10 protein-coding genes are annotated in these 11561 nt (G+C 66.8%); 6 read left to right on the forward strand and 4 right to left on the reverse strand.

Annotated elements, in window-relative coordinates:
* Positions 1-128 precede the first annotated feature (128 nt).
* The 5 genes from ACQP2D_RS40225 to ACQP2D_RS40245 all read left to right on the forward strand — a co-directional run bounded on the left by ACQP2D_RS40225 (position 129) and on the right by ACQP2D_RS40245 (position 6134).
* On the forward strand, positions 129-1595 hold the full coding sequence (locus tag ACQP2D_RS40225) for a flavin-containing monooxygenase (RefSeq protein WP_433681124.1): 1467 nt from the start codon (positions 129-131) through the stop codon (positions 1593-1595).
* Positions 1596-1668: 73 nt separating this feature from the next.
* The gene (locus ACQP2D_RS40230) at positions 1669-3810 is read left to right on the forward strand and encodes an ATP-binding cassette domain-containing protein (protein ID WP_433681125.1); all 2142 of its coding nucleotides are present in this window, start codon (positions 1669-1671) and stop codon (positions 3808-3810) included.
* Complete coding sequence (locus tag ACQP2D_RS40235; protein ID WP_433681126.1) at positions 3807-4544, forward strand: energy-coupling factor transporter transmembrane component T family protein; 738 nt, start codon at positions 3807-3809, stop codon at positions 4542-4544. The genes ACQP2D_RS40230 and ACQP2D_RS40235 overlap by 4 nt, the downstream gene beginning before the upstream one ends.
* 17 nt (positions 4545-4561) lie before the next feature.
* A complete protein-coding gene (locus tag ACQP2D_RS40240; RefSeq protein WP_433681127.1) occupies positions 4562-5278 on the forward strand; it encodes a hypothetical protein in 717 nt (238 codons plus the stop codon).
* A 211-nt stretch (positions 5279-5489) separates the two neighbouring features.
* The gene (locus ACQP2D_RS40245; RefSeq protein ID WP_433681128.1) at positions 5490-6134 is read left to right on the forward strand and encodes an ammonium transporter; all 645 of its coding nucleotides are present in this window, start codon (positions 5490-5492) and stop codon (positions 6132-6134) included.
* Positions 6135-6201: 67 nt separating this feature from the next.
* On the opposite strand, the gene ACQP2D_RS40250 is transcribed toward ACQP2D_RS40245, so the two are convergent.
* The gene (locus ACQP2D_RS40250; protein WP_433681129.1) at positions 6202-7368 is read right to left on the reverse strand and encodes a lipase family protein; all 1167 of its coding nucleotides are present in this window, start codon (positions 7366-7368) and stop codon (positions 6202-6204) included.
* A 356-nt stretch (positions 7369-7724) separates the two neighbouring features.
* Here ACQP2D_RS40250 and ACQP2D_RS40255 point away from each other — a divergent pair, with 356 nt between their 5' ends.
* Positions 7725-8372 carry a cysteine hydrolase family protein gene (locus ACQP2D_RS40255; RefSeq protein WP_354959175.1) on the forward strand — a complete coding sequence of 216 codons (648 nt, stop codon included), beginning with the start codon at positions 7725-7727 and terminating at the stop codon, positions 8370-8372.
* A 50-nt stretch (positions 8373-8422) separates the two neighbouring features.
* Here ACQP2D_RS40255 and ACQP2D_RS40260 read toward each other — a convergent pair whose 3' ends face one another.
* The 3 genes from ACQP2D_RS40260 to ACQP2D_RS40270 all read right to left on the reverse strand — a co-directional run bounded on the left by ACQP2D_RS40260 (position 8423) and on the right by ACQP2D_RS40270 (position 11530).
* A complete protein-coding gene (locus tag ACQP2D_RS40260) occupies positions 8423-8602 on the reverse strand; it encodes an antitoxin (RefSeq protein ID WP_433681130.1) in 180 nt (59 codons plus the stop codon).
* Between the two features lie 113 nt (positions 8603-8715).
* The gene (locus ACQP2D_RS40265) at positions 8716-11025 is read right to left on the reverse strand and encodes an ATP-dependent DNA ligase (protein ID WP_433681131.1); all 2310 of its coding nucleotides are present in this window, start codon (positions 11023-11025) and stop codon (positions 8716-8718) included.
* Between the two features lie 49 nt (positions 11026-11074).
* Complete coding sequence (locus ACQP2D_RS40270; protein ID WP_433681132.1) at positions 11075-11530, reverse strand: antitoxin; 456 nt, start codon at positions 11528-11530, stop codon at positions 11075-11077.
* Positions 11531-11561: the final 31 nt, after the last annotated feature.

Genomic DNA, 11561 nt, shown 5'->3' on the forward strand with positions numbered 1-11561 from the left:
GGCCGAAAATCTCGATACGCTCCGTGGCGACTGCTTGCAGGTCGCTCGAAAGGGTCAGCCCGATATGCCGGCCACGTTCAGTCACACGGTCCTAGAGTGGGATTCATACGCGTTGTGAGGAGTGTCACATGACAGCTGGCGAGCGCCCGTCGGTCATTGTCATCGGTGCCGGTTTCGGCGGCATCGGAATGGCAATCGAGTTGCGGCGCAATGGTTTCGAGAATGTCGCCGTGCTGGAGCGGAGCACCGATATCGGCGGGGTCTGGCGGGAGAACACCTATCCCGGCGCCGCCTGCGATGTGCCGTCGCCGCTGTACTCGTTCTCCTATGAGCCCAAGCCGGACTGGCCGCAGCGCTACTCGGGACGGGTCGCGATCCACGACTATCTGCGCACCGTCGCGAAGCGCCACCGCCTGCTCGAGGATATTCATTTCGGCGCCGAGGTGACCGAGGCCGAATTCGACGACACCTCCGGCCGCTGGACCGTGCGCACCAGGGACGGGGCCGCCCGCACCGCCGACGTGCTGATCTCCGCGGTCGGCCAGTTGTCCCGGCCCGCCCTGCCCAACATTCCCGGCATCGATTCCTTCACCGGCCAGGCCTTCCACTCCGCCGAATGGGATCACGGCGTCGAGCTGACCGGCAAACGCGTCGCGTGCATCGGCACCGGCGCCAGCGCCATTCAATACATCCCGGAGATCCAGCCGAAGGTCGAGCACCTCACGCTGTTCCAGCGCACACCGGCCTGGGTACTGCCCAAATTCGACACCGACTACACCCCGATCCAGCACAAACTCTTCGCGCGGCTGCCCGGCGCACTGCTCGTCGAACGCTTCGGCTGGTGGGCCATCGCGGAATTCGTCGCGCTGGGCTTGGTCGAATTCCCCTGGATCGCCCGGATGGTCGGCCGGATCGCGACCAAACATCTGGCAGAGCAGGTGCCGGATCCGGGACTGCGCGCCAAACTCACCCCCGACTATCCGATCGGATGTAAGCGCGGCCTGTTCTCCAATGACTACTACCCCGCCCTCACCGAGTCGAATGTGCGGGTCGAGACCACCGCGATCACCGAGATCGTGCCCAACGGCGTGCGCACCGCCGACGGCACGGTGCACGAGGCAGATGTGATCATCTACGGCACCGGATTCAAGGGCACCGAATTCCTCTGGCCCATGCACATCTACGGCCGCGGGGGCCGCGAACTCTCCGATGCCTGGGAGGGCGGAGCGCACGCCTACTACGGCATCACCGTGCCCGACTTCCCGAATCTGTTCCTGGTCTACGGACCCAATACCAATCTCGGCGTCGGCTCGATCATCTACATGATCGAATCGCAGGCCCGCTATATCCGTCAGGCCGTACAACTGCTCGCCGCGCGTCCCGGCCATGTGCTCGAGGTGCGCCAGGAGGCGGAGGCACAGTTCAATACCGCGGTTCAGCAGCGCCTCGCGCGCACGCCGTGGAACTTCTGCTCCAGCTGGTATCGCACCGACTCGGGCCGCATCACCAATAACTGGCCGGGTCGGCAACTGGCCTATCGTCGTCGCGTCCGCAAGCTCAGAGCCGACGATTACGAACTGACGCGGGTCGCGTGAACGGAACCACGGCCACATAGTCTCCACAAAAAGACCACACGAACTCTGCACAGGAAGCTGGCAGACTTGTTTCGTGAGTGATCGGCCCGGCGTGCACCCTACCGAGCGAGCCATCGAGCGCGGACCGCTGCGCCCGATCGAACTCGCCGCCGGTGCGGTGCTCGGCGGCGCCACCGTCGGACTGGTCACCGTGGGCGCGTTGATCCCGTTCGCCGCGGCACTGCAACTGGTCGCCGCGGTACCGCTGGCCATGATCGCGCAGCGCTATCGGCTCCGCGCCCTGATCACCGCGACCGGTGCGGCCGCCCTGGTCAGCTTTGTCGCGGCGGGCCTGGTCCCCGCATTCGGCATCATCAGCTCCGCGACCATCGGGGGCATCATCGGCACCGTGAAACGGCGGCGCGGCGGATTGCCCGCGGTGGTCGGGTTGTCCGTGCTCGCCGGTCTCGGGTTCGCGGCCTTCGCCATCGGAACCCTGCTGGTGCTGTCCAGGTCGCGGACGCTGTTGTTCAACACCATTCGCAGCACCGCCGACGGCCTGGAGCGGATCGCGGCACAGCAGGCACAGCTGGAACCGCTCGGACGTGGCATCGCCGACGCCGCTGACGCCGCGATCCGCTGGTGGTGGGCTCTGGTCGGCGGCGGCGTGATCATGGGCATCATCGTGACGGCGGTGTTCTCCTGGTTCGTCCTGGGCTCGGTGCTCGATCGGCTGGCCTGGCTGCCCAGTCAGGATCGGCTCGACGCACCACCCGACGACCGGCCCATCGCGCCGCTGCCGGTGCGGCTGCGCGGTGCCGGATTCCGCTATCCGGGCACGTCGGTGGACGCACTGTCCGACATCGATCTCACGGTCGACGTCGGTGAGTTCGTCGCCGTCGTCGGGCACAACGGATCCGGGAAGTCGACGCTGACCCGGCTGCTCGCCGGTCGCCCACCGACCTCGGGCAGTGTGGACCGTCCCGGCGCCGCCGGACTCGGCCACCTCGGCGGCACCGCGCTGGTGCTGCAGCGGCCGGAGAGTCAGACCCTCGGCGTGCTGGTCGCCGACGATGTGGTCTGGGGTCTGTCCACCGAACTCGCCGCCGCGGTCGATATCGACGGTCTGTTGCGCGAGGTCGGCCTGGACGGCATGGGCGATCGGGAGACCGCGACGCTTTCCGGCGGTCAGCAGCAGCGACTCGCGGTGGCCGCGGCGCTGGCCCGCCGCCCCGCCCTGCTCATCGCCGATGAGGCCACCTCGATGATCGACCCGGACGGTCGCCGCGATCTGGTCGCACTGCTGGCCGAACTGCCCAAGCGCCACCGCATGGCGGTGGTGCTGGTAACCCATCACGAGGCCGATGCCGCCGCCGCCGATCGGGTGGTGCATCTGGCCGGTGGCCGCACCGTCGAGCACCTGCCCGCCTGGCCGCAGCCGGTCTGCACGATCCGCCGCCGCCCGATGGGCGAGACCATCATGTGCCTGCGCGATGTCCGCCATACCTACAACCGCGGAACACCGTGGGCGGCACCGGCTTTGCACGGTGTCGACCTGACCGTGCGGCGCGGTGAGGCGCTGCTGGTGGTCGGCGGCAATGGATCCGGCAAGTCGACACTGGCCTGGATCATGGCCGGGTTGATCCACCCCAGTTCCGGCCGTTGCGAAGTCGATGGCAGGCCGATCGCCAAGCAGATCGGCCGGGTCGAGCTGGCGTTCCAGCACTCCCGGCTGCAGTTGCAGAAGCAGACGGTCGGCACCGAGATCGCGGACTGGGGCGGGCGCGCCACCGGTTCCGGTGCGGTCGGACGCGCACTGGACGCGGTGGGGCTGGATCGTGCACTCGCCGCGCGATCCATCGAGGAACTCAGCGGCGGACAGGCCAAGCGGGTGGTACTCGCGGCCATCGTGGCCAGCCACGCGCCAGTCGTGGTACTCGACGAGCCGCTGGCCGGACTGGACCCCGAGGGCCGAGCCGATGTCGTGGAACTGCTTGCCCGCCTGCGTGATTCCGGGCTCACCCTGATCGTCATCTCGCATGACGTGCGCGATATGACCGCGGTTTGCGACCGCACCGTCCATCTGGAGGCCGGGCGGATCCTGGAGACCGACCCCGTCGTCGACGCCGCCGCGGCCGCGAACCTGCCTGCGCACCAGCTGGATTCCCACGTCGCGCTGCCCGAACCACGCCCGGGCGATCCGGCCTGGCGGCTCGGGAACGGAGGACACCGATGAGTACCGTCCTGTTCCGCGAGGTACCGGTTTCCAGCCCGGTGCACAGCCTGTGGGCCGGAACCAAGATGATCGGAGTGTTCCTGATCAGCCTGGTGCTGATGTTCCTGCCGTCCTGGTGGGTGCTCGGCCTGATGGTTGTATTCCTGATCGCGATCGGCGCACTCGCCAAACTCCCGCTGAGCACACTGCCTCGCCTGCCGTGGTGGTTCTGGGCGGCGATCGGCGTCGGCGCGCTGTTGAATGTGCCGATCGGGACCGAGGCCGTACTGCGCTACACCAATATCATGGTCTTCGGCCTGATCCTGCTGGCCGCCTCGTTCCTGATCGCCTGGACCACCCCCATGGGCGATATCGCCCCGGCACTGGCCAAACTCGGTGCCCCACTGCGCAAACTCCGGGTGCCCGTCGACGAATGCGCCGTGGTCATCGCGCTCACGCTGCGCGGACTGCCGCTGCTGATAGAGGAGATCCGGGTGCTGCGAGCAGCACGCCGGTTGCGCCCGCGCGACCGCGGGCTCTATCGCGCCGCCGATAATCCGCTCGTCGATATCCTCACCGCCGCCATGGCCGTATCCAGCCGCCGGGCAACCGAACTCGGCGAGGCCATTACCGCGCGCGGCGGCACCGGGCAGCTCACCGCCCGCCCCAACTCCCCCGGACGCAACGATGCGCTGGCGCTGACCCTGGTCATCACGGTCTGCGTCGGCGCGGTCCTACTCGATCTGCTCACCTGATCGGCGATACTGGCCCGGTGCCGGAGCAAAACGACGAGGTGCCCGCATGGCAGCGCAAGACGGACGGAGAGTCCCGAGTCGCGGTGACACTGGCCGTGTTGGTGATCGTTGGGTTGCAGTTCGGGCCGCTGAAGAAACTCTGGCCACAGCCCATTTGGCTGCTGCTGCCCGCACTGGAGGTGTGGTTGCTCGGTGTGCTGGTGGTGGTGAATCCGTTCCGGCTCAACCGGGAGGAGCGGTGGCTGCGCAATAGCGGCCTGCTGCTGACCGGAGTGCTGAGTCTGGCCACGGCGATCTCGGCGGGTCGTCTGGTGGCCGCACTGATCCATTGGCCTCCGGGATGGGCCTACGACCTCGAGAGCACCCTGCGCGATCCCGTGAACCTGCTCGAGTTGGGCGGGGCGGTCTGGTTGACCAATGTGGTGGTATTCGGCCTGTGGTACTGGGAGTTCGATCGCGGCGGACCCGCGGCCCGCGCCTATGCGCGAAAGCCGTTGCCGGACTTCCTGTTCGTGCAGATGCAGAACCCGGAGCTGACCGAAACCGAGTGGGAACCAGAGTTCTTCGACTATCTGTATCTGTCGTTCACCAATGCGACGGCGTTCAGCCCGACCGATGTGATGCCGATGTCGCGGTGGGCGAAGGCGATGATGATGGTGCAATCGGCGATCTCGCTGGTGCTGGTGATCTTGGTGATCGCCCGCGCCATCAACGTTCTGCAACCGTTCCCATGACCGTATAGTCAAGAGCTGTAGCAAGATTCGTCACCAAGCAAGAGTGGATACCCCGAAAAGCATTCCTCGAAACCTTTCGTACACGGTACATTGTCATCGGAGTGCTGTTCTCTTGATCACATCGTGACTCTGCATAGCGCCGGGGGGAGGATTCTTCGCGTGCGGAGTGTTGCTACGGCTTGCAAGAACTGATGAAGATTGGACCACCGGAATGATTCTCCGCAAGATCACCGCGGCCGCCGTGCCGATCGTCGCCGCGGTCGCGGTCGGCGCGGGCACCTCCTATGCGCAGCCGAGCGCCACGCCCGTGCCCGATATCGGTTACGAGGCAAAACTGGTGGGCGACAAGATCGTCACCACGCTGACCAACGGGTCGTTCCAGATGGCAGCGAACACAGTTGATATCAAGGACATCGCGGGCAATACGGTTGTCACGCTGCCGCTGTCGTTCCGGCAGGACGGATACGAATTCGCGCTGCCGCATGAGGTCAAGGATGCCGGACGGGTGCTGGAATTGACCGCGGTCAAGGACTACACGCAGGCGCACCCGGTGGCGACGCCGATCGCGTCACCGCGGGAGAATCAGCGCGCACAGGACAACTTCCTGTCCCAGTTCGGCATTGCCACCGCGATCGGCGGCTTTCTCGGCACGGTGATCGGCGCCCTGGTCGGACTCACCGGCATCGTCGGCGGACCGACGGTGATCGCCAGTGTCATCGCCGGTGCCGGTATCGGCGGCATCATCGGCACCATCGTGGTCGGCGGACCGGCACTGGTCATCGCGGGCATCGATCTGATCAGCACCCTGGCCGCCGCGCCCGGCACCACCAAATGGCAGGACCCGCCGGTCAAGTAGGGCCGCGAACACGCACTCCGGACGCGGCGCGCTACGAATCCTCCTAGCGCGTCGCATCTTTCCGTATTCACCCACCATGACAGCCGGGAGCTGCCGGTATACCGGCGAAACGATCGGCGAGGAAGCCCATCGCACCGGCCGCCTCACCGAGAGCGGTCACATCGTGTCCCGGCAGTGCCGAGTACACGGAGCTGATATCGGCACCCTGCGCGCAGTACCGGCCGAGCAGGTCGGTGAATCCCGCGACGGGGATCACGTCGTCGGTCGTGCTGTGGTACAGGTACATCGGCGCGACCGGGGCACTGCCACCCAACTCCTGCCGGTCGGTCGCCGCCCGGAAGTACGGGTGGGACAACACATCCGGCACGGCGGCGAAATCGTCGATGTGCGCATCGACGTACTTGATGACGAAATCCGGACCGCAGGCCGCCGCATCCTCGGCGACCGCGGCGCGACCGCGCTCGTTGAGCAGTTCCGACACACCGGAATCCGGCTCGTTCTTCACGATCGCGACCAGCGCCAGCATCGCCAGACCCGCCTGCATGGTGCCGTCGACGCCATGGGCCATGGCTGGCCAATCGACGGGCACCCCGCCGGAGGTGATCCCCGCGAACTCGATATCCGGCGCGTACTCCGGTTGCAGCTGGGCCGCCCACAGGGTGGCGAAGGCACCGCCGGAGTAACCCCACGCGCCGATCGGACTCGCCGGTCCGACCCCATCCGGCGCGAGCGCGCGAGCGGCACGGATCCCGTCGAGCACCGCGCGGCCGGAATTGACACCGTCCAGGAATCGGGAGTCCGGCCCCTCATAGTCGCTGGCCACCACCGCCCAGCCGCGACGCAATGCCTCGGCGATGAACAGCGTGTCTATATAGCTGTTCGCACCGCCGAGATCCCAGCCACCGCGCAGCGCGTACGACGGCGCGCACCGGACATCGAGACTGTCCTCGGCGATCTGGTACGACAGCAGCGGCCGCAGGCCGGGACCGAACCAGGGCCAATTCGGGACCAGCACGGTGGCCATGCCCGGGATCGGCCAACCGTTCCCGTCATTGGTCCGGTACTGCACCTGCCAAGCCGAAATCGGCAGCGGCAGACCGTATAACGCGATCGAGCGGGACTGCAGCACGGCACCGGTGGGGTATTCGCCGACGTCGGCCGGGGCCGCGTAGAACGGATCCTGGTCCGGGGTGGGCACCGCTGCGGCGACGGGTACGACAGCGAACGCCACCATCGCGAGGATGATCGGTATCGCTGTGGGAGCGGATATCCGGTGACTTCCGACGAATGGGGCATGCAAATTTTTCATCGGGGCCTCCAGTGTTCCGACGCGGCGCGACGCACAGTACGCCGGGAACGCGTCTGCGCCGACTCCGCCCGATCTCGAGTGCCACAACCGTACTGCCTGATCAGAGGCCCCGGCTACGGTCATTCGGGGGCATCGACGACGCCGCACATGTCCGATTTCCGACATGGTTACAGTGGGGTCGAAGCGGGCTCCGGCACGCTTCGGAAGTGGCTATCGCGCAACCGAATCACCGGCAGGCCGTATCCCGGCCGTGACCGGTGTCGAATAGGAGTGAGCTGACCATGCGGCATGGCAACGGACTGGACATTCCCGAAGGGCTCGCCGATGTGTGTGCGCCGCACCGCATGGCGGTGATCGTCTACGACATGCAGGTCGGCGTGCTCTCCCAATTGCCGGACGGCCCCGAGATCATCGAGCGGGTCGCGCGCATTGTCGAGGCGGCCCGGCGCGGCGGTTATCCGATCATCTTCCTGCGGCACTTCTTCCTGCCGCGGCGGCTCAGTGGGACCTTCGCGCTGCGAATGGCAATGAGCTGGCAGCAGGTCGATTCCGTGGACGATGTGAAATTCATCCTGCAGCGCGACACCCCGGCCTTCGAACTGGTCCCGGAGCTGCGGCCGACGGCGGACGAGGTGATCTTCGACAAGACCTCGATGTCGGCATTCGAGGGCACCCCATTGGCCGCGGTGCTGCGCGATCTCGGCATCGGCGCGTACGCGATCACCGGCGTCGCACTGGAGATCGGCATCGCGCCGACGGTCACCCATTCCACCGATCTCGGCTTCGTGCCGGTGATCATCAGCGATGCCGTGGGCGGCCGCGATAAGGAGGCGATGGCGCGGGCCTACGACGAATTCGAGTTCCAGGGACATGCCATGGTCACCGATAGCGCGACCATCATTCCGCTGCTGGCCCGCGAACAGAGCTGACCGACCGCGTGCGCTGGCGGATCGGCGGACCGCCTCCGCCAGCGGCGAACTCAGCTATCCTTGTGGACGGCCTTCTTCGCGGCCTCCTGCGCCGCGTCGACCTGGTTCGCGAACTTGCCGTCGGTCTGCTTGTCGACGAGATCGCCCACCTTATCGATGGCGGTATCCACCTTGTCCGCATGCTGCTGGGCCAGGTCCATGGCCTTGTTCGCCAGATTCTTGAAATCCACCACGCACTCCTCGTTTTCGAGCCGACACAACCGCGAACTCACGATACCCAGCGAATACCCGAATCAACCGGCAAGCCATCGGCGACCGCCGTCACACTCGGCCCGCCGACCGATCAGCCGACCCAGGCGGGATGCCAGAGCCGACCGGTCTCGGTCCAATTCATGAAGCGCACGGTCCCACCGAGTTTCGGAGTCACCCACACCGCGTCCTCGCGTTCCTCGGCGGTGAGTTCGTTGTCGAACGGGGCGGTCTTGCGTTCCAACTTGCCGAGCCGCGCGGCCAGGTCGCGCATGACCGGCTCACTGAAACCGGTGCCGACCCGCCCCACGTAGTACAGCCTGCCATCGTGCGGTATGCCGACCAGCAGCGATTTGAAGTTGCGGGCGTCGCTGCGCCGCCAGCCACCGATCAAGATCTCCTGGGTGCGCCAGTTGCGCTGCTTCACCCACGAATGTCCGCGCTTACCCGGCAGATACACCGAATCCCTGCGCTTGGCGACCACACCCTCCATGCGCTGCTCCTGACTCCGGCGCAGCGCATCGGCGCCGGAGCCGTCCAGTCGCGGCGGCACCATCAGCGAGGGCGCATTGGCGGCGAGCGCCTCGAGCACCCGACGACGGTCCGAATACCGTTTGCGGATCAGCGAGGTCCCGTCCAGGTACAGCACATCGAAGGCGACGAAAACCGCACGGGCCGCATCCGCCTGCAGCAGACCGAGATTGGCCGCTCCGTGATCGTCGAACACCACTGCCTCGCCGTCGAGGACCACGTCGTGGTCGGCCAATTCGGTGGCGAGCACCGCGATCCCGGGATAGCGCTCCGTCACGGTATTACCCCGTCGGCTGCGCAAGGTCAGTGCGCCGGACTCGATTTCGGCGATCAGCCGGAAGCCGTCCCATTTGGTTTCGAAGCACCACTCGGCATCATCGAGCTCGGCGACCTCGCCCGCGGTCGCGAGCATCGGCGCGAGGCCACGTGGCAGGGGCACCGGCCCCGCGGGTTTCGGCACGGTGATCGCGGCGAGCGGTCCGACCGGACCGCCGGCGGGCCGCTTGGCACCATCCTGCGATCCGTCCTCCCGCGGCGACTGGTCCTGCATCAGATGCATCAGCCACTGGGTGCCATTGGTCTGGATCAGCGCGTAGCGACCCCGCAATCGCTCGCCGTGAAAGGTGACGATGACCTCGTCCGTGCGCCACTTCTCGGTCTCGTACGTGCCGGAATCCCAGATGGTCATCTCCCCCGCGCCGTACTGTCCCTTCGGGATCGCACCGTGAAAGTCCAGGTACTCCAGCGGATGATCCTCGGTGTGCACGGCGAGCCGGTTCTGCTTCGGGGAGGTCGGCGGGCCCTTCGGCACGGCCCATGACACCAGTACGCCGTCACGTTCGAGCCGCACATCCCAGTGCAGCCGCCGTGCGTGGTGCTCCTGGACGACGAAACGATTGTCGGCACCGGGCGTCGGCGCTGCGGACGGCACCGGTTCGGGTGTCGCCGCCGCATCGCGCATCGAGCGGTACTTCGTCAGCGCGTCGGCCATCGGCGGATCCAGTTGGGCGAGCAGATCGCCGCCATCGCGCCAGCGGGCCAGCACCTCGTCGAACCGCAACTGCCGCAGCTTCTTCCGGTTCTCGATCTCGGACCAGGCGCGCGGTGCGGCCGCATTCGGTTCGGCCCGGCCGCGCAGCGAATACGGTGCGATGGTGGTCTTGGACGGATTGTTCTGACTCCAGTCCAGGAAGACCTTTCCGCCGCGCGCCGATTTCGCCATCGTCGCGGTCACCAGATCCGGACGCAGCTTTTCCAGATTCGTCGCCACCTGCTTGGCCACGGTGGACGCGCCACCCGGACTCAACTCCCGGTCCAAGGGGACGTAGATATGAATTCCCTTGCTACCACTGGTGACCGGGAACGCGTGCAGCCCGATGCCCTCGACCATATCGCGCACCGCCAGCGCGACCCGCGCGCATTCGGCGAGCCCGGCGCCGGGCCCTGGATCGAGGTCGAAGACCAGCCGAGTCGCCGGGCCGACTCGGTCACCGTCGAAACGCCATTGCGGCACATGGACTTCCAGCGCCGCCTGCTGTCCGATCCAGGCCAGTCCGGCCTCGGAATCGATGACCGGATAGACGACCTTACGACCGGAATGCTCGATGCTGTGCCGCTCGAGCCACGACGGTGCGTGTTCGGCGAGATTCTTTTCGAAGAAAGATGGTTCGTCGACCCCATTGGGCCAGCGCTTGCGGGTGACCGGCCGCCCCGCGATATGCGGCAGCATGGCGGGCGCGATGGCCGAGTAGTACGCGATGACCTCGCCCTTGGTGGTTCCGGTCGCCGGATACAGCACCTTGTCGAGGTTGCTCAATTCAACCTCTATGCCCGACCGGCCCGGGCCGCCACCGAATTCCCGGCGGGTCACCATAACTGAAGTTTAGGGGCGGGGACCGACAGAAACCGGTCCCCGCCACAGATCAGGCCGGTGGTTGCCCCGGTTCCTCGGGTGCGGTGGCGGGCCGCTCCTTCGGCGCGCCGACGGGTGGCTCCTTCGGCGCAGCAGCCGACGGCTCCTTCGGCGCAGCAGCGGGTGGCTCCTTCGGCGCGGCAGCCGACGGCTCCTTCGGCGCGGCAGCGGGTGGCTCCTTCGGCGCGGCAGCCGACGGCTCCTTCGGCGCGGCAGCGGGTGGCTCCTTCGGCGCAGCAGCCGACGGCTCCTTCGGCGCAGCAGCGGGCGGCGCAGCTTGCTCGGACGGAACCGCCTTCTTCGCGGCCTCGGACACCTTGCCGATTTTGTCGGTGTATTTGTGGCCGGTCTTCTCGTCGATGAAGCTACCGGCCTTGTCGACCGCTTCGTTGATCTTGTCGGCGTTCTTGGCCGCCGCATCCTTACCCTTGCCGACCAGGTCTTTCAGGGTGTCCACGAGACTCATTCCTGCATTCCTTCCTGTCGACGAACCGCAG

The organism is Nocardia sp. CA-119907, assembly GCF_050955995.1.
In the GTDB taxonomy this organism is placed as follows: Bacteria; Actinomycetota; Actinomycetes; order Mycobacteriales; family Mycobacteriaceae; genus Nocardia.